Below are 18,943 nucleotides of genomic sequence, written 5' to 3'. Positions count from 1 at the left end.
ACCTACTCGGCAGCGAGCGCTGGGTGGTTGATGACCTTGCCGCCGGACCGTCCCTTGGTCTGGTCCGTTTCCAGCGTCTTCAGCCGGTCCTCCAGGCCTTCGATCGTCTTGCCTTGCTCATGCACCAGATCTGTGAGGGCCTCGCGGTCGAGCGGCAGGTTTTCCTCGTCCTTCTTGCCGACGAAGCGGCCGAAGATGCGGGCGAGCAGTCGCGAGAGGTCGTCCATGATCAGGAAGAACGACGGCACGATCACGAGGCTCAACACCGTCGAGACGATGATGCCGCCGATCACGGCGATCGCCATCGGGGCGCGGAACGAACCGCCTTCGCCGACGCCGAGCGCGGAGGGCAGCATGCCCGCCGACATGGCGATCGAGGTCATGATGATCGGGCGGGCGCGCTTGCGGCCGGCCTCGATCATGGCGACCTGCCGGTCCATGCCGTGATGCATCATCTCGATACCGAAGTCGACGAGCAGGATCGCGTTCTTCGTGACGATACCCATCAGCATCAGGATTCCGATCAGAACCGGCATGGATAGCGCGTTCTGTGTCAGGATCAGCGCGGCCGCCACGCCGCCGATTGCGAGCGGCAGCGAGAACAGGATGGTGAAGGGCTGGATCACGTCCTTGAACAAGAGGATCAGCACCACCAGCACCAGCATCAGGCCGAGCAGCATGGCGTTGCCGAAGCTCTGCTGCATTTCCGCCTGCACCTCGGCGTCGCCGCTTTCGAGGAACTGCACGGACTTCGGCAGATCGGCCTGGCCGGCGATCTGCTTGAAGCGCTCCGAGGCGGTGTTGAGCGCAACACCGACCGGGAGATCCGCGCCGAGCGATACGACGCGGTTGCGATCGTAGCGCTTGATCGAGCTCGGGCCTTCCGAATAGTTGATGTCGGCAACGCTCGACAGCGGCACGGTGGCGCCGGCGGCGGTCGTGATCTTCAGATTGCGGATCGCGGCGATATCCGTGCGGAAGTCGCGGTTGATCTGCACGCGGATCGGGATCAGCCGCCCGTCGAGAGCGATCTTGGTCAGCGCCGCGTCGATATCGCCGATGGTGGCGACACGGATCACCTCGGAGATCTGCGCGGTGGTGATGCCGAGGCGCGACATCTGCTCGTCCCGCGGACGGATCTGCAGTTCCGGACGGGGAAGGGCGCCATCCGGGCTGACATTGGCCAGCAACGAGTCGCTCCTCAACTTGCCTTCCAGCGTCGCCACCGCCTGGTCGAGATCGGCCTCGTTGTTGGAGAGCAGGTTGAAGGAGAGGTCACGCTCACCGCGGTCGTTGAGCTTGATCACCCGCACATCCGGAATGTCACGGACGCGAGCGAAGATTTCCTTCTCGATCTGCGACTGCGGGATGATGCGGCCGGCAGGCGGCATCTTCGGCAGGTACGCGCCGATCAGCGGCGTGCGGCCGATGACGTCATTGACGATCTTGTTGACGAGCGACTGGTCGAGCTTCTTGAGAAGCACCGTCACCGTCGCGCGGCGCAGTTCCAGGTCGCCCTTCGGCGAGGCACCGCCGAGTACGAAGATGTTGTCGACGCCGTCGATATCCTTGATCCGATCGTAGATCTCGGTGGTGGTGCGGTCGGTGTCCTCGAGCATGGCGTCCGGCGGCAGCTCGATCGACAGGCTGACGCGCGAGGCGTCTTCCGGCGGCAGGAAGCTGCCGGGCACGAAGAGGACGAGCGCGAAGACAGAACCAACCGAGAAGACGATGGCCGCAAGCAGCGTCAGGTAGCGGGTGTACCAGTGCTTCGTCGTGGCGACCACAAGGCGCGTATAGTTGCGCATCATGAAGCCGTCCCGGTCATGATGATCACTGCCGGCGTCCGACGGGCGCATCAGATAGGCGGCCATCACAGGCGTGATCAGACGCGCGACGAGCAGCGAGAAGAACACCGCCACGGCGACCGTCAGACCGAACTGGATGAAGTACTGGCCGGGAATGCCCGGCATGAAGGATACGGGCACGAAGACCGCGATGATGGTGAAGGTCGTCGCGATAACGGCAAGGCCGATTTCGTCCGCCGCTTCGATCGAGGCGCGATAGGGCGATTTGCCCATATGGATGTGCCGCTCGATGTTCTCGATCTCGACGATCGCATCGTCGACGAGAATACCGGTTGCGAGCGTCATCGCCAGGAAGCTGACGAGGTTCAGCGAGAAGCCGAGCAGGTCCATGACCCAAAAGGTCGGGATCGCCGACAGCGGCAGGGCCACGGCGGAAATCAGCGTTGCCCGCCAGTTGCGCAGGAAGAGCATGACGACGATGACGGCGAGCAGCGCGCCTTCCATCAGCGTGTGCAGCGCCGCCTCGTAGTTGCCGTAGGTGAAGTAGACGGAATCGTCGACCATCTCGATGGTGACGTCGGGGTTGGCCGCGCGGATCTTTTCGAGCGACTTGGCGACCGTCTCGGCAACGCTGACTTCCGAGGCGCCCTTCGCCCGGAAGACCGCGAAGGTCACGCCGGGGTTGCCGTTGAAGCGCGAGAAGGAACGCGGTTCCTCATAGGTATCGGTGACCGTGCCGAGATCGGACAGGCGCACGAAGCGGCCGCTCGGCACCGAGATCATCGTGTTGGCGAGCTGCTCGACATTGCGGGTATCGCCCAGCGTACGGATCGCCTGTTCGCTGCCGCCGACCTGACCACGGCCGGAGCCGAGGTCCATGTTCATGCGGCGCAGCTGGCCGTTGACGTCGGCGGCGGTGATGCCGAGCGAATTCAGCTTGTCTTCGTTGAGTTCGACCCGGACTTCGCGGTCGGCGCCGCCGTAACGGTCGACGCGGCCGATGCCCTTCTTGCCCTGGATCTCACGCTTGATGACGTCGTCGACGAACCAGGAGAGTTCTTCGAGCGACATGCCCGGCGCGGAAACGGAGAAGGTCTGGATCGCCTGGCCTTCGACGTCGACCTTGGAGACGATCGGTTCTTCGATCGAGGTCGGCAGGTCGCTGCGGATGCGGTCGATCGCGTCCTTGACGTCCTGCACCGCCTGTGCCGTAGGCACTTCCATGCGGAAAATGACGGCGGTGGTCGAGGTACCGTCGTTGATCGTCGACTGGATATGATCGACGCCGGTGACGCTTGCGACCGCGTCCTCGACTTCCTTGGTGACCTGGGTTTCGAGCTCGGCCGGAGAGGCGCCGCTCTGCGTCACGTTGATCGAGACGATCGGGACGTCGATATTGGGGAAGCGGGTGATCGGCAACGACACGAAGGACTGGTAGCCCAGCACCATCAGGACGACGAAGAAGAGGATCGGAGCGATCGGATTGCGTATGGACCAGGCTGAGAAGTTCATGGTCACGGTTCCTGTCAGTTGGTCGCTGATGCGGCGGACTTGACGGGGTTGATGCGGTCACCGTCGCGGACATAGGCGCCGGCTCTCGCTACCACTTCCTCCCCGGCCTTCAGGCCCTCGAGGACTTCGATGAACTTGCCGTCGGAAATCCCTGTCTTGACCGGCAGGATGCGGATGACGCCGTTTTCGACCTTGCGAACGATGGTGCGGCCGTTCTCATTGGTAACGGCCGTTTGCGGCAGGACCACCGTCTGCTTCTGTTCGGCGGTGATCAGCGCGCTCGCATACATGCCGGCGCGTGCCTTCTCGGTGTCCATCAAACTGATGAAGACGGTGCCGAGGCGGCTGACGGGATCGACCGTCGGCGCGATCAGGCGGATCTTGCCCTCGACCTTGGTGTTGCCGCCGGCAAGCGTCACGACGGCCGGCTGGCCGACGGCGAGCTTGATGATATCGGCTTCGGCGACATCGGCTTTCATCTCGATGGCACCGTCGCGGATCATGGCGAAGAGCGGGTCGCTGTTACCGGTGGCGATCGCGCCGACTTTGGCGTTCTTGGCGGAGATGACGCCGGCGACCGGCGCCTTGACCTCGGTGCGGGCGAGGCGCAGGTCGATGTCGTCGATTTGCGCTTCGGCGACCTTGATGTCGGCACTGGCCACGGCAACGGCCTGTTCAGCCGAAAGCACACGGGCATGCGTCGCGATCGCGAGCGCTCGGACGCGATCGGCCTCGGCCGTCGAGACGGTGCCGTTCTTGGAGAGTTCGGCTGCACGGTCGCTGACGCGTTTGGCCTCGTCGTTGTTGGCTTTGGTTTCGCTGAGCTGTGCGTTCAACTGGGCAAGCCCGGCTTCGGCCTTGGCAAGCGAGGCTTCGAGTTCGCTCTTTTGCAGGCGAAGCGCGTCGTCGTTGAGGACCACGAGAACACTGCCGGCTTCAACCGTGTCGCCGACATCGACATTGAGCGTGCGGATGGAGAGGCCGTCGACCATCGGGGCGACATAGACCTGCTCGACGGCCTGGATGGTGCCGGTCGCAACCACCCGGTCGCTGATCGACTGGTCGACCGCCGTCGTCACGACGATGGAGGGCAAGCCTGGTGCTGGTTTCGGTTGCGCTGCTTCCTCCGCCCGGGCGAAGGAAAGCGAACCAAGGGTCATCGCAGCGCACACGCTGAGGACAGGCAATACTTTTTGAGCCATCGGCTTCACAGTCCCGGCAATGGAAACAATATCGAGCGGATCTCCGCTTGATGCAGGATCCACGGGCAATCAGGCTATTTTACCGCACCGCCACAAGGTCCCGGCAAAGCGCTCGGGAACAGGAGATGGCGTATTCCTCACTTCGCGCTCCGCGTGCACGGTATCAGACCGTAGACGCGGGCGGAACTGGGACCGGTTACCGCAGGCAAGGCACTGGAAAAAAGGCGTCCTCCGTCATGCCTGCCTCCAACAAACATCGTGGCCTATGTAATCTCGGCCTTCGACGCTTACAAGGGTGCACGAAGCGATGGTGCCTCAATATTCCGTTCGTTCTGCGGTTATGGTTGCGATCTTGACACGATCTTGACAATGGCAAGCAAAGGTAGCGCCGTTGTTCGCCGGATTGCCACCCCCACGCCCGGTACCCGGCAGCAGCTTGGCGGATGCGAACGACCGCTAAGAAAACGGAAGAGGGCCGCACGATACTGAGCCGTGCGACCCTCTTTTGCGTTGCCGAGACAGGCCTATTTCAGCGCGGCGTCGGTGATCTCATGTGTCCAGGCGCCCTCGGGCTCCTTGGAAATCACGGGATCGGAACCACCCGAAAGCAGCGACTGCACGGTGCGTTTGTAGTCTGCTTCGTCGAGCGAGCCGTTGGAGCCGGCGGTGAGCTTTGCCACTTCGCTCATCATGCGCTTCTGGTGCTTCTCGGTCTGGGCGCCGGTGGAATCGTTTTCAAGAACGATATCGGCGGCCTCGTCCGGGTTCTGCTCGGCATATTTCCAGCCCTTCATCGAGGCGCGGACGAACTTGACCATCTTGTCCTTGAAGGCGGGATCCTTGAGTTTGTCCTCAAGTACGTACAGGCCGTCTTCGAGCGTCGCTACGCCCTGGTCTTCATACTTGAAGGTCACCAGGTCGTCCGTCTTGATGCCGGCGTCGATGACCTGCCAGTACTCGTTATAGGTCATGGTGGAGATGCAGGCTGCCTGCTTCTGGATCAGCGGGTCCACGTTGAAGCCCTGCTTCAGGACGGTCACGCCGTTCGGGCCGCCGTCGGTCGGGATCTTCAGGTGCGCCATCCAGGAGAGGAACGGATACTCGTTGCCGAAGAACCACACGCCAAGCGTCTGACCCTTGAACTTGTCCGGGCTGGTGACGCCGGTTTCCTTCAGGCAGGTCAGCATCATGCCGGATTTCTTGAACGGCTGGGCAATGTTGACGAGCGGCACGCCCTTTTCGCGGGTGGCAAGGGCCGACGGCATCCAGTCGACGATAACGTCGGCGCCGCCGCCGGCGATCACCTGGGCCGGGGCGATGTCCGGACCGCCGGGCTTGATGTCGACGTCGAGGCCTTCTTCTTCGTAGAAGCCTTTGTCCTTGGCGACGTAGTAGCCGGCAAACTGCGCCTGGGTCACCCACTTCAGCTGCAGCGTCACCTTTTCGGCAGCTTCAGCCTGGAACGCTGCGAGCGAAAAGACGCCTGCGGCGAGAAGCGATGCAAGTCTTTTGTTCATGTCAGTTCCCTCTTGTTTTTACTTCGTTTTATTTAAGTTCTTCAAGCAGGCTCAGGCGCGCCCTCCGCGAATGGAGGGATGCCAGAAGGTGACGGCGCGCTCGATGAGTGCGACCACGCCGTAGAAGGCGGAACCGGCGACCGCCGCAACGGCGATCTCGGCCCAGACCATGTCGACATTCATGCGTCCCACTTCCGTGGAAATCCGGAACCCCATGCCGACGATGGGGGTCCCGAAAAACTCGGCGACGATGGCGCCGATCAGCGCCAGCGTCGAATTGATCTTGAGCGCGGTGAAGATGAACGGCCAGGCGGCCGGCAGGCGTAATTTGACCAGTGTCTGCCACCAGGAGGCGGCGTAGGTGCGCATCAGGTCGCGTTCCATGTGGCTGGCGGCGGCAAGGCCGGCAACCGTGTTCACCAGCATCGGGAAGAAGGTCATGATGACGACGACGGCGACCTTCGACTGCCAGTCGAAGCCGAACCACATGACCATGATCGGGGCTACCCCGATGACGGGAAGGGCCGAGACGAAATTGCCGAGTGGCAGAAGGCCTTTCTGCAGGAAGGGCGAACGGTCGATCAGGATCGCAACGGCGAAGCCGAGGCCGCAGCCGAGCGCATAGCCGATCAACACTGCCTTCAGGAAGGTCTGGCGGAAATCAGCCCCAAGCGTCGGCAGCGAATTGATCAGCTTTTGCCAGATCATCGAGGGTGCCGGCAAAAGCACGGAGGGGACCTGGAAGCCGCGGACGATGCCTTCCCAGAGAACCAGGATGGTGATGCCGAAGATCGCCGGCACGGCGAAGCGGGCGGCGCTGTTTGCGGCCGCGCTCCGGAAGTTCTGGCGCACCAGCCATTCGTTGAAGGCCCAGGCGGCGAGCCAGAAGATGATCGCGGCGGCAAGGACGGGAAGGTTCATGGCTTGGCTCCCATGCGCTTCAGGACGGCGGTGTGGGCAAAGCCGACGATCATGACGAGAACGGCCGCAAGGGCTGCCGCCATGAAGAGAGCGGCCCAGATCTGCACCGTCTGGCCATAGTAGGAGCCGGCCAGCAGCCGGGCACCAAGACCTGCGACCGCACCGGTCGGCAATTCGCCGACGATGGCGCCGACCAGCGAGATGGCGACGGCAACCTTCAGCGAGGTGAAGAGGTAGGGCATCGACGACGGCCAGCGCAGCTTCCAGAAGGTCTGCGACGGGGAGGCATTGTAGGTGTGCATGAGGTCGAGCTGGATCGTCTCCGGGCTGCGCAGGCCCTTCACCATGCCGACGACGACCGGGAAGAAGGAGAGATAGGTCGAGATCAGTGCCTTCGGCAAAAGTCCGGAAATGCCGATGGCGTTCAATACGACGATGATCATCGGCGCAATCGCGAGGATCGGGATCGTCTGGCTGGCGATGACCCAGGGCATCAGCGAGCGGTCCATGGCGCGGTTGTGCACGATGCCGACTGCCAGGAGGATGCCGAGGGCGGCGCCGATGCCGAAGCCGAGAAGGGTTGCCGAAAGCGTGATCCAGGCGTGGTAGACGAGGCTGCGCTTCGAGGTGATTGCCTTGTTGAAGGTGGTGTCCCAGATCTCGGCGATCACCTGGTGCGGTGCCGGCAGTACCGGACGTTCTTGCGCCATGGTGTTGCGCACGATCTCAGAGAAGCTGATCTCGGTGCCGGCGCGGGCTGCTGTATCACGCTCGAAGGGGGCGTTGAGGAAGACGACCGCGACATACCAGATGGCGATCAGCAGCAGGACGACGGTGCCGACCGGCACCAACTTGTCCCTGAAGAAACTTGGTTCCTGCATTGTCACGCCTTTCCGCTTGCGGGGAACAACATCAGGCCCATTGCGACGATGCCGAGAAGCACGCCGGCGGCCTGCGTGAGGCTCAATCGTTCGCCGAACACGGTGAAGGCGATGACATTGACCATAACGAGCTGCACGATCGCCGACAGCGAGATTGCCAGGCCGAGGCCGCCCTCGCGCATGAGCTTCACCATGATGATGTTGCCGATCACGTAGAGCCCGAGTGCAAGCAAGAGCATGCCGAGGTGGTTGTTGGAGACATAGGCGCGCGAGGCGGTCGCGCCACCGAGGAAGATCGTCGTTGCCAAGAGCATCCAGAGGCCGAAGGCAAGGTTCATGCCCGCACCTTTCTGCCGCGCCAGCGATAGAGGATATCCGGCAGTTGCTCCTCGTTGTCGCCGTCGGTCCGCCGCACAGCCTCGAAGCCCTGGTGCTCGTAGAAGCGCTGGGCATCACGATTGTGTTCGAAGGTCCATAGGCTCAATTCGTCCGGTGACATCGCCTTGGCGGTGTCGATCAGCCGGGCGCCAATGCCTGCGCCACGATGCCACTCATCGATGTAAAGCGCGGTGACGTGGTGGTCGTCAGAGAGGGAAAGGAAGCCGGCGATCTCGCCGTCGTCCTCTGCCAAGAGCACGATGCGTTCGGCAAAGACGGTCTCGGCATAATAGCGTTCGACATCGGCATGCTCGTGCACCCGCGGCATCCAGGCCGTCGCGTCGATCCAGCGGTTGAGAATGCCGGCGCAGGCGGCCATGTCGGTCTGTTCGGCCCGGCGGATGCCGATGCTATTCGTCATAGCTGTGTCCCGCGCGCAGGCCTTCGCGGACGCGATGGGCGATTTCGAGGAACTCGGGCGTTTCGCGAATGCCGAGCGGCCGTTCGCGCGGCAGCGGCGATTCGATCACATCGGTGACGCGGCCGGGGCGGGGGCTCATCACCACGATCTTGGTGGAGAGGTAGACAGCTTCAGGGATCGAATGGGTGACGAAGCAGATCGTCTTGTTGGTGCGGGCCCAGAGCTTCAAGAGCTGTTCGTTGAGGTGGTCGCGAACGATCTCGTCGAGCGCGCCGAAGGGCTCGTCCATCAGAAGCAGGTCGGCATCAAACGCCAGTGCGCGGGCGATGGAGGCGCGCTGCTGCATACCACCGGAGAGCTGCCAGGGATATTTCTTGCCGAAGCCGGAGAGGTTGACGAGGTCGAGCGTGCGCTCGATGCGGGCCTTCTTCTCTTCCTTCGAATAGCCCATGATCTCAAGCGGCAGAGCGATGTTGTTTTCGATGGTGCGCCAGGGATAGAGCGCTGCGGCCTGGAAGACGTAGCCATAGGCGCGCTTGTTGCGCGCCTGCTCAGGCGTCATGCCGTTGACGCTGATCGTGCCGGAGGTCGCTTTTTCCAGATCGGCGATCACGCGCAAGAAGGTGGTCTTGCCGCAGCCGGACGGACCGATGAAGGAAACGAAGTCACCCTTGGCGACATCCAGGTTGACGCCGGTCAGTGCATGCACCGGGCCATCGGCGGTTTCGAAAGTCAGGCAGAGGTCCCGGGCCGAAACCACGGATGCGGTATTGGACGTCATCGGCGAATACTCATTCTGGCTGGTCTGTGTCAGACTGCTATCCGGACCGGCAACATGCAATCGCGGATTTGGGTGCGAAGCCGTTTGTTGCTGGTTTTTCAGGGAATTCTGGAGAACGCTCATGTCTCGATCATCCAATCCGGGCTGTCGCGTGGTTCGTCCTGAAGGCGCCGTGGCCGGCCAGCAGGGGCTCAACTATTTCGAGGGCATTGCGGCGGAGACCGTCGGGGCAACCGGGCTCTGCATGCACATCGTCACGATCCCGCCCGGTGCGCGCGCCAAGGCGCATCTGCATGAGAGCCACGAGACGGCGATCTACGTGCTTTCCGGGGAGGCCTGGACCTGGTTTGGCGAGAGGCTTGAGGAGCACGTCGTCGCTAGGGCCGGTGAGATGGTCTACATCCCCGCCGGCATGCCGCATCTGCCGGAGAACCGCTCGAACGCGCCCTGTTCGGCCGTCATCGCGCGCACGGATCCGAACCAGCGCGAGAGCCTCGTGCTGCTGCCCGAGCTCGATCACCTCGTGCCCGCCTGACGCCGCCCGCGCCGAACTGCCCCGCCAAGGTGGCGGGGCATGTCCGGTGGGACAGAGCGGCGCGAAGACGTGCAAGCCGCGAAACATGAGGCCTCAGACGCCCGTGGCCGGGATGCCGGTGCGCTGGACGGCGCGGGGGGCGGTGACTTCCTTCCAGTTGGAAAGGGCTGAGCTGACCGCCGGGAAGGGATCGCGGCGGACGAATTCGCCGTGGCCCTCGCGGGTCTTGACCGTGCCTTCCTCGATCGCGACGACGCCACGGGTAAGGGTAAAGCGCGGCAGGCCCTTTACCTCCTTGCCTTCGAAGACGTTGTAGTCGATCGCCGACTGCTGGCTCTTGGCGGAGATCGTCTTGGTGCGCTTCGGATCCCAGACGACGAGGTCGGCATCGGCGCCGATAAGGATTGCGCCCTTCTTCGGGTAGATGTTGAGGATCTTGGCAATGTTGGTCGAGGTCACCGCCACGAACTCGTTCATGGTGATGCGGCCGGTGTTGACACCATGGGTCCACAGCATCGGCATGCGGTCTTCGAGGCCACCGGTGCCGTTCGGGATCTTGGTGAAATCGCCAACGCCGAAGCGCTTCTGCTCGGATGTGAAGGCGCAGTGGTCGGTCGCCACTACCTGCAGCGAGCCCGAGGCAAGGCCGGCCCAGAGACTGTCCTGATGCAGCTTGTTGCGGAACGGCGGCGACATCACGCGGCGGGCCGCATGGTCCCAGTCCTTGTTGAAATACTCGGTTTCATCGAGCGTCAGATGCTGGATCAACGGTTCGCCGAAGACGCGCATGCCCTTGGAGCGGGCGCGGCGGATCGCCTCGTGCGCCTGTTCGCAAGAGGTGTGCACGATGTAGACCGGGCAGCCAGCCATGTCGGCGATCATGATCGCGCGGTTGGTCGCTTCGCCTTCGACCTCGGCCGGGCGCGAATAGGCGTGCGCTTCCGGCCCGTTGTTGCCTTCTGACAGCAGCTTTGCCTGGAGCTGGGCGACCACGTCGCCGTTTTCGGCATGCACCAGTGGTAGCGCGCCGAGGGCGGCGCAGCGCTGGAAGGACGAGAACATTTCGTCGTCATCCACCATCAGTGCGCCCTTATAGGCCATGAAGTGCTTGAAGGTGTTGATGCCCTTGTCCTTGACGATGGTCTCCATCTCGTTGAAGACCTGCTCGCTCCACCAGGTGATCGCCATGTGGAAGGAATAGTCGCAGTTGGCGCGGGTGGACTTGTTGTCCCACATCGTGAGCGCTTCGAGCAGCGACTGGTTGGGCGAGGGCAGTGCAAAGTCGACCACCATGGTCGTGCCGCCGGCAAGGGCTGCGCGCGTGCCGCTTTCGAAATCGTCGGAGGAATAGGTGCCCATGAAGGGCATTTCGAGATGGGTATGCGGGTCGATGCCGCCGGGCATGATGTAACAGCCGCTCGCATCGAGCGTTTCGTCGCCCGACAGGTTCGGGCCGATCTCGACGATCTTTCCGCCCTCGATCTTGACGTCCGCCTTGTAGGTCAGGTCGGCCGTGACGATGGTTCCACCCTTGATGACAGTGCTCATGATTGTTCCTCGCGATTGCGCTTCCGGCGGCCAGGCAACCGCCACGAAAAAGGGCGGAACTTTCGTCCCGCCCGCAAACTCATTCGACGATTTCGGCCGTTTCGACGACGGCGTGGAAGAGGACGTCGGCGCCGGCGCTGGCCCACTCCCTGGAGATGTCCTCCGCCTCGTTGTGGCTGAGACCACCGACGCAGGGGCACATGATCATCGTCGTCGGCGCCACCTTGGCGGCCCAGCAGGCATCATGCCCGGCGCCCGAGATGAGGTTCATGTGGCTGTAGCCGAGATGCTCGGCGGCGTTACGCACGGCGCTGACGAGCTTTGGATCGAAGGTGACCGGCTCGAAATGGCCGATCGCCTCGATGGAACAGCCGACGCCAAGCGCGTCCGTGATCTTCGGTGCCTCGGCCTCGATCTTTGCCCGCATGCGGTCGAGCTTGGCCTTGTCCGGCGAGCGGATGTCGACGGTGAAGACCACCTTGCCCGGCAGCACATTGCGGGAATTGGGTGAGAAGAACACCTGGCCGACGCCGCCGACGGCGCCCGGCTGGTTTTCCATCGCGACGCCCTGGACCATTTCCAGAATGCGGGCCATGGCAAGGCCGGCGTTGACGCGCATGTTCATCGGGGTCGAGCCCGTATGGGCTTCGCGGCCGGTCAGCGTGAACTCCAGCCACCATAGGCCCTGACAGTGGGTGACGACGCCGATGTCCTTGCCCTCGGCTTCGAGGATCGGGCCCTGCTCGATATGGTACTCGAAATAGGCGTGCATCTTGCGGGCGCCGACTTCCTCGTCGCCGACCCAGCCGATGCGTTTCAGTTCGTCGCCGAAGGTCTTTCCTTCCGGATCCTTGCGGCCATAGGCGAAATCCTGACTGTGCACGCCGGCAAAGACGCCTGATGCGAGCATGGCCGGCGCGAAGCGCGCGCCTTCCTCGTTGGTCCAATTGGTGACGACGACGGGATGCTTGGTCTTTATGCCGAGATCGTTCATCGAGCGAACGACCTCAAGGCCCGAGAGCACGCCGAGGACGCCGTCATACTTGCCGCCGGTCGGCTGGGTATCGAGATGCGAGCCGATATAGACGGGCAGCGCATCCGGGTCGGTGCCGGGCCTTGTGAAGAACATATTGCCCATGGTGTCGACGCCCATGGTGAGGCCGGCCTTTTCGCACCAGGACTGGAACAGCCGGCGCCCTTCGGCGTCCTCGTCGGTCAGCGTCTGGCGGTTGTTGCCGCCCGCGACACCAGGGCCGATCTTGGCCATTTCCATAAGTGAATCCCACAGGCGGTCGGCATTGACGCGCATGTTCTCGCCAGGTGCAGCCACGGCGGTCTCCTCATCTTTTCAGGGCTTTGCCTTGATCGGCGCGCCCTCATGTTCCCGTGGTCAAATCCAGGCTTGGTTTTTTCTGGTGCCCTTCGATCAGCCGTTGCCTTTGGCGGTGAACTGGCTGATAATTTGACCGGTTGGTAAACATTACAACTTCCGTTGCGGCACTCAAGCCGGAAAAACAAAAAAACGAAGTTGTTGCCCAATAAGATGGCGAGGCCGGAAATTGGGCAGCCGGTTCCTGCGCGACGAGCTGCGCAGGCATGGCCAGGGGGAAAGATGGTATTACCGAGAGCGGCGAGGACCCAGAGGCGGACCCGCATACAAGGGGAGAAGGAAGAGCGCATTCTCGAGGCCGCGCTCGAAGTCTTTTCCGCCAACGGTTTCCGCGGCTCGACGGTCGATCAGATCGCCGAAGTGGCGGGAATGTCGAAGCCCAATTTGCTCTATTATTTCCGCACCAAGGAAGCGATGCACCGGGCGCTGATCGACCGGGTGCTCGACACCTGGCTCGACCCCTTGCGGGAGTTCAACGCCGAGGGGAACCCGGTCGCCGAAATCCGCAGCTATATTCGGCGCAAGCTCGAAATGGCCCGTGACTATCCGCGCGAAAGCCGGCTCTTCGCCAACGAGGTGCTGCAGGGCGCGCCGCATATCGAGGACGAGCTCAAGGGGCCCTTGAAGTCGCTGGTCGACGAGAAGGCCGAGGTAATCCGGGCCTGGGCCAAGGCCGGCAAGATCGCCAAATGCGATCCCTATCACCTGATCTTCGCGATCTGGTCCACCACCCAGCACTACGCCGACTTCGACGTGCAGGTGCGCGCCGTGCTCGGCCAGGGAAACGCCGGGGACGGGCGCTTCGAGGATGCGGCACGCTTCCTCGAACGGCTCTTCGTCGACGGGCTGCAGGTGAGCGAGCAGCCGGCGGCTTGAGCCGCCTTTCAATCTGGCAGCAGCGCCATCAACAGCAGGCCGCAGGCCGTGGTCAGCGCGCCGGCAAGCACCGGCAGGCTGGTCCAGCCATGACCGAGCAGACCTTCGAGCAGGATGATGAAGCTCGGCGTCAGATAGCCGTAGCCAAGCACTTTCGATGCGGGTAGCCGCATCGAGGCGTATTGCAGGAGCAGGAAGGTGATGGCCGTGGTCACAACGGCCAGATAGAGGACGGCGAGCCAGACGACCGGTGGCAGGCTGGCGAAATCGGCCGTGACGAGACCGGCCGCGCCCGGTACCAGCAGCCAGGGCACGGTGAAGACAGCCACCCAGAAGCCGAAGGCGAATGGACTTTCCTCTCGGCCGAACTTGCGGATCAGCGGCACATAGACCGCGTGGCAGACGACGCCGACGAAGAAGATCAATTCGCCCTGGCCGACGTCGAAGGCAAGGATCGCGCCGACATCGGCGCGAAAGATCACCCAGACGGCGCCAAGGGCAGCGATGATGAGCCCGGCGAGCACGCCCGGGCGTGTATGCTGACCGAGCAACACAAACGCGAAGCCGGCGCTCAAGAGCGGCATCAGCGTGAAGACCGCGCCTGTTGAAACAGGGCTGGTGAACTCCAGCGCCTTGAACATCGTCAGCATGTAGACGGCGATCAGCCCGCCGAGGATCACGAAGCGCCACGCTTGCTTGGGAAAGCGAAAGGGAACGCGCGCATAGCCGAAGGTGAGCAGGCCAAGGACGACGACGGTCAACAGATAGCGCCAGAGCGTCAGCGGCCCGGCGCCCATATGTTGGGTGGCAAGGCCGCCGAAGGAAAAGGAGCCGGCGATCAGGACGGCGAAGGTCATCATCGCCAGATGCGCCTTCAGCTTCTCGGCGCCCTTCGCATGAACCTGGTGCGCGGTTTTCGGGGAGACGTCCTGTTTCATGCGGGCTTCCGGATTGGATCGGCGGCGAGGGCGGGAAGGATCTCCACTACTAGATCATTTCAGCGCTTCATTGAAACCGTGAAAAGATCCAAAGCCTTGAAGGTATGCAACTTCGGGCGTGGAAACTGTTTCACGCTTTCAAGGGGTTGCACTACGCGTTCGACGGTGCAGGTTGCAAGGCCGTGGAGATACCGGCGGCATCCCCGACGATCCAGGTTTCGAGCGTCGCCTGCCGGCCGCGCAGGCCGATGTCCAGCCGCTCATGCCCTTCGATCACCAGGCCCGCGCGGTTGACGAGCTCGGCCGAGACGGCCAATTGTACGTCGTGTTCCTTGGCGAGGCCTTCCAGACGGCTCGCCGTGTTGATCGTATCGCCGACCGCCGTCAGCGACGTCGCTTGGCCGTAGCCGATCTCGCCGATGATCGCCGGGCCGGCGTGCAGGCCCATGGCGATGCGCAGCGGCTCGTCGAGTTCGCCGCGGAAGGTCTGGTTCAGCGTCTCGAGGCCCTTGGATATGCGCACGGCGGCGGCAAGCGACTGCCGGCAGGCCTCCGTGTAGGTGCTCTTCAGCCCGAAGATCGCCAATGCGCCGTCGCCGATGAACTTGTCGATTACGCCACCGGAATCCTCGACCGCTTCGCCCACCATCTCGAAGTAGCGGTTGAGCAGGAACACGGTGTCGAAAGGCAGCTTGTGTTCGGCAATGCTGGTGAAGCCGCGCAGGTCGCAGAAGAGCACGGCGATGCGCCGTTCGCGACCTTCGCCGCCCTCGCGGCCGATCTGCTTCTTGATGCCGAGGCTGTCGCTGTCGAGGATCGGCACGACGGTGACGTTGTGGACAGGGCGAAACTGGCAGGCGAGGCGGACATTGTCGGGTGCGCCGATCCGGGTGAGTGTCGCGAGCTCCGCATCCTCGGGTGGCGGCTGGTCTTCAAGCCCCTGGATGATGCGCACCCGGCAGGTCGAGCATCGGCCACGGCCGCCGCAGACCGAGACGTGGGCGATGCCCGCGGCCCTACTCGCCTCGAGCACGCTGAAGCCGAGATTGACGGTGGCCACCCGACCGTCGGGATAGCGCACGCGAATGCGCCCGCCCTTTGGCATGGCCCGCAGCAGGAACGTGCCGGCGATCAGGCCGCCGAAGCCGAAATAGAGGCCGAGCCGAATATCCTCGAGAAGCGTGAGGTCGAACGGAGGCTTCGAATAGGAACGGTCGCCGTAGCCGCCATGTTCGGCGTAACCGTCCTCGATCGAGCGGGCGCCGCTGACGAAGCCGAGCAGCGCGAAGATCGGCACGAGGATCGCGACCGTGTAGAGCAGGATTTCGTAGCGTGGGAACCAGGCTCGGCCGCGCATCCAGAACCAGGCCCCGAGGCAGCCGTGGCCCCAGACGAGCAGCAGGGCGAGCGATTGTCTGATGGCGTTGAACGAATTCGACCAGAGCGTGCGAAGCATGTCCGGATAGTCCACGTCGATCCCCGTGAGGAGTGGCTCGACGCGTGCGGCGGTGACATGACCGATCAAAAGGAAAGGCAGGCTGAGGCCGAAGACGATCTTCAGCGCCTCGCGCGCCGGCATTCTGAGTGTCTGCCGACGATAGATGCTTTCGAGGGCCATGACGAAGTGCAGCAACAGGGCGCCATAGAGCAGCACCGTGCCAGGCAGGCTGTGCCAGATGAGATTGAAGCCCCTGCGGGCGGTTTCCATCGCCTCGATGGAGATCAGGCCGAGCGAATGGTTGAAGAAATGCGCCAGGACAAACGTACCGAGGATGGCCCCGGAGACGAGGTGCATTCGCTTGCGTCGGTTGGCCGAAATGATCGTCAAGCAACAAGTCCGGCTCTGCCGGAGCGTCGTCCGGCTGCAGTGTCAAAACCTTTGGAGATCGCGTTGCGGCCCTGATCGAGCCCGCGACGCACCCCGTATGAGTACTCCCTTATTATCCAGATCGTACGAGCCGACAACTTACCATTTTTACACAATCTGTTTCGTTTTCGTGTCCTGTTCGTTATCGGCCGGGAACGCTATTCAACGGAGTTCGGCCGTCGGGCCGCGCTCGGGCGCCGGAGGGATCCGCAGAGCCGGGCGAAGCGGCCGCCAAAGCCGGCCATTATCCACACGCCGCCGCCTTTGGAAGCAGGAATGCTCCGCGGATCATTGCATCATGGGGGCCAGTCGATGGGCCAGCGTGTCGATCATCAGCCGCAATTTCGGCGGCATGTATTGCGTGCGCGGCCACACGACATGGGCTGCGAAGGAGAGGGCGGGCACATCGGTAAGAATGCGGACGAGCCGTCCTGAGTCGATGTGGCTGCGCACCAGCCAGCACGGCAGCCATGCGAGGCCGAAGCCGTCTGCCGCCGCATCGGCGATCGAGGTCAGGTCGTCGAGTTTCAGCCGTGCCGGCGGCGTCACCTGCCGGGCTACCGCTCCCTTGACCGGGAAGGACCAGGAAAGCGCATCGCTGCTGCGCCGATAGAGGATCGCCTGATGGTGAAGAAGGTCATCGATGCTGCGCGGCGTGCCGTGCCGCTGCAGGTAGGCGGGGGAGGCGCAGACCGTCATGGGCTGGTCGGCAACCTTGCGCGCCATTACATCGGGTTCATCGGGCAGTGGACCTGTGCGAATGGCGAGATCGAAGCCATCCTCGACAAGATCGACCCTGCGGTCGCTGAAATTGACGTCGAGTTCCAGGAGCGGGTGCTGACCCAGTAGTTCCGACAAGAGCGGCATGACGCATTGCCGTCCGAAAACCACGGGCAGGGACATGCGCAGCCGACCTCTGATCTCCTGCTTGCCCGATTCCAGCAGTGCCTCGCCGGCACGAATCTCACCAACGGCTCTGAGACAACTTTCATAATAGAGCTGGCCTTCGGCCGTCAGGCTCTGCGTGCGGGTCGTGCGATGGAAGAGCCGGACGCCAAGTCTTTGTTCGAGCTTGGCAATCGTCTTGCCGACAGCGGAGCGCGAGAGGTTCAGCCGTTCGGCCGCCGCTGAAAATCCACCAGCGTCGACCGCCTCGACGAAGATCGAAATGCCTCCCAACCGCTCCACAATTGTCTCCTTTTAAGAACCAATGTGGCGAATTCTTATCGCAACTGGAGAGGTAAATTCAACTCTATGCTTCCTCCATCAGATCAATCCAGTGAAAGGAACGGACCATGGCAAGACTGATGAAGGAATGGACGATCGACGCGCTTGGAGCCGAAAACCTCAAAATTACCGAGCGCCGTGTTCCGGAGCCGGGCCCAGGTGAGGTGCTGGTTCGCACGACGGCCGTGTCACTCAATTTTCGTGACAAGCTGGTCCTGGATAACGGCATGGGCATGCCGTTATCCTTCCCCTTCGTGCCGGGCTCCGACATGGCCGGTGTGGTCGAAGCGGTCGGCCGGGGCGTGTCCCGTTTCCAGCCCGGCGATCGGGTCATCTCCGTTTTCGATCCGACCTGGATCGACGGTCAAAAGCCGGGAACGGCTCGTCACCCAACGTCGTTTGCCCTTGGCGGCCTGAACCCGGGTGTCGCGTCGCAATATGTCGCTTTCCCTGAGGACTGGTTCGTCGCAGCACCCGAGAGCCTCGACGACGGCGAGGCGAGCACCTTGCCCTGTGCCGGGGTGACGGCCTGGTTCGCCCTGGTCGAGAAGGGGCATCCCAAGGCCGGCGACCGCGTCGTCGTGCAGGGCACCGGCGGCGTATCGCTGTTCGGGTTGCAGATCGCCAAGGCGCATGGCGCCGAGGTCATCGTCACGTCGGCCAGCCAGGAAAAGCTCGAGCGCGCGCTTGCTCTGGGCGCCGACCATGGCATCAACCGCGTAAAAGAGGATTGGGCGGAGCGGGTTCTTGAGATTACCGGCGATCACGGCGCCGATCATATTCTGGAGATGGCGGGTGGTACCAATCTTGGCAAGTCGCTGCAGGCGGTTGCCGTGCAGGGACGGATATCGGTGATCGGGGTGTTCGAGGGCGCGGAGATCTCGGCGCCGGTCACGCCGGTCCTGCTGAAATCGCCGGTCATCCAGGGCATTGGCGTTGCCCATCGCCGGGCACTCGAGGATTTCACCGTGGCGATCGACCGGACCGCGATCAAGCCAGTCATCGATGCGCGCTATTCGTTCGAACAGTTCCGCGAGGCTTTGGCGCATCTCGACCGCGGCCCGTTCGGCAAGGTCGTCGTCGAGTTCTGAGGGCACATGAGAAAACGCCGCCGGATTTGTGGTCCGGCGGCGTTTCGATG

General features: G+C 63.0%; 16 protein-coding genes. 3 read left to right on the top strand and 13 right to left on the bottom strand.

Annotated elements, in window-relative coordinates; translation table 11 throughout:
* Positions 1-2 precede the first annotated feature (2 nt).
* The 8 genes from BLU15_RS22565 to BLU15_RS22530 form a co-directional block, all read right to left on the bottom strand.
* Positions 3-3,320 (bottom strand): efflux RND transporter permease subunit, encoded by a 3,318-nt coding sequence (locus BLU15_RS22565; RefSeq protein ID WP_090298225.1) that lies wholly within the window; start codon positions 3,318-3,320, stop codon positions 3-5.
* Positions 3,321-3,334: 14 nt separating this feature from the next.
* Positions 3,335-4,522 (bottom strand): efflux RND transporter periplasmic adaptor subunit, encoded by a 1,188-nt coding sequence (locus BLU15_RS22560; RefSeq protein ID WP_090298339.1) that lies wholly within the window; start codon positions 4,520-4,522, stop codon positions 3,335-3,337.
* A 524-nt stretch (positions 4,523-5,046) separates the two neighbouring features.
* Complete coding sequence (locus BLU15_RS22555) at positions 5,047-6,039, bottom strand: ABC transporter substrate-binding protein (protein ID WP_034794145.1); 993 nt, start codon at positions 6,037-6,039, stop codon at positions 5,047-5,049.
* Between the two features lie 51 nt (positions 6,040-6,090).
* The gene (locus BLU15_RS22550) at positions 6,091-6,960 is read right to left on the bottom strand and encodes an ABC transporter permease (protein WP_090298222.1); all 870 of its coding nucleotides are present in this window, start codon (positions 6,958-6,960) and stop codon (positions 6,091-6,093) included.
* On the bottom strand, positions 6,957-7,841 hold the full coding sequence (locus BLU15_RS22545) for an ABC transporter permease (RefSeq protein WP_034794141.1): 885 nt from the start codon (positions 7,839-7,841) through the stop codon (positions 6,957-6,959). Before BLU15_RS22545 ends, BLU15_RS22550 begins: the two co-directional genes overlap by 4 nt.
* Before the next feature lie 2 nt (positions 7,842-7,843).
* Positions 7,844-8,179 (bottom strand): membrane protein, encoded by a 336-nt coding sequence (locus tag BLU15_RS22540; RefSeq protein WP_034794138.1) that lies wholly within the window; start codon positions 8,177-8,179, stop codon positions 7,844-7,846.
* Positions 8,176-8,640 carry a GNAT family N-acetyltransferase gene (locus tag BLU15_RS22535; protein WP_089045637.1) on the bottom strand — a complete coding sequence of 155 codons (465 nt, stop codon included), beginning with the start codon at positions 8,638-8,640 and terminating at the stop codon, positions 8,176-8,178. Before BLU15_RS22535 ends, BLU15_RS22540 begins: the two co-directional genes overlap by 4 nt.
* Positions 8,630-9,421 carry an ABC transporter ATP-binding protein gene (locus tag BLU15_RS22530; RefSeq protein ID WP_034794266.1) on the bottom strand — a complete coding sequence of 264 codons (792 nt, stop codon included), beginning with the start codon at positions 9,419-9,421 and terminating at the stop codon, positions 8,630-8,632. Before BLU15_RS22530 ends, BLU15_RS22535 begins: the two co-directional genes overlap by 11 nt.
* 121 nt (positions 9,422-9,542) lie before the next feature.
* On the opposite strand from BLU15_RS22530, the gene BLU15_RS22525 reads away from it, so the two are divergent.
* A complete protein-coding gene (locus tag BLU15_RS22525) occupies positions 9,543-9,956 on the top strand; it encodes a cupin domain-containing protein (protein WP_090298220.1) in 414 nt (137 codons plus the stop codon).
* Between the two features lie 93 nt (positions 9,957-10,049).
* Here BLU15_RS22525 and hydA read toward each other — a convergent pair whose 3' ends face one another.
* Complete coding sequence (gene hydA / locus BLU15_RS22520) at positions 10,050-11,504, bottom strand: dihydropyrimidinase (protein ID WP_090298216.1); 1,455 nt, start codon at positions 11,502-11,504, stop codon at positions 10,050-10,052.
* Positions 11,505-11,583: 79 nt separating this feature from the next.
* Positions 11,584-12,834 (bottom strand): Zn-dependent hydrolase, encoded by a 1,251-nt coding sequence (locus BLU15_RS22515; RefSeq protein ID WP_090298213.1) that lies wholly within the window; start codon positions 12,832-12,834, stop codon positions 11,584-11,586.
* A gap of 282 nt (positions 12,835-13,116) precedes the next feature.
* On the opposite strand from BLU15_RS22515, the gene BLU15_RS22510 reads away from it, so the two are divergent.
* Positions 13,117-13,770 carry a TetR family transcriptional regulator C-terminal domain-containing protein gene (locus tag BLU15_RS22510; RefSeq protein WP_034794116.1) on the top strand — a complete coding sequence of 218 codons (654 nt, stop codon included), beginning with the start codon at positions 13,117-13,119 and terminating at the stop codon, positions 13,768-13,770.
* 8 nt (positions 13,771-13,778) lie between these two features.
* On the opposite strand, the gene BLU15_RS22505 is transcribed toward BLU15_RS22510, so the two are convergent.
* From BLU15_RS22505 to BLU15_RS22495, 3 genes are all read right to left on the bottom strand, one after another.
* Positions 13,779-14,708, bottom strand: coding sequence for a DMT family transporter (locus tag BLU15_RS22505; protein WP_051659304.1), 930 nt, complete (start codon positions 14,706-14,708; stop codon positions 13,779-13,781).
* Between the two features lie 151 nt (positions 14,709-14,859).
* Positions 14,860-16,536 (bottom strand): adenylate/guanylate cyclase domain-containing protein, encoded by a 1,677-nt coding sequence (locus tag BLU15_RS22500; RefSeq protein WP_090298209.1) that lies wholly within the window; start codon positions 16,534-16,536, stop codon positions 14,860-14,862.
* 327 nt (positions 16,537-16,863) lie between these two features.
* Positions 16,864-17,763 carry a LysR family transcriptional regulator gene (locus BLU15_RS22495; RefSeq protein WP_090298207.1) on the bottom strand — a complete coding sequence of 300 codons (900 nt, stop codon included), beginning with the start codon at positions 17,761-17,763 and terminating at the stop codon, positions 16,864-16,866.
* A 107-nt stretch (positions 17,764-17,870) separates the two neighbouring features.
* Between BLU15_RS22495 and BLU15_RS22490 the strand changes: the two genes are divergently transcribed.
* A complete protein-coding gene (locus tag BLU15_RS22490; protein ID WP_090298204.1) occupies positions 17,871-18,893 on the top strand; it encodes a zinc-dependent alcohol dehydrogenase family protein in 1,023 nt (340 codons plus the stop codon).
* Positions 18,894-18,943: the final 50 nt, after the last annotated feature.

Source organism: Ensifer sp. YR511 (assembly GCF_900103045.1).
GTDB lineage: Bacteria > Pseudomonadota > Alphaproteobacteria > Rhizobiales > Rhizobiaceae > Ensifer > Ensifer adhaerens.
The sequence above is the reverse complement of the archived record's forward strand: the minus strand, read 5'-3'. Positions and strand labels throughout refer to the sequence as shown.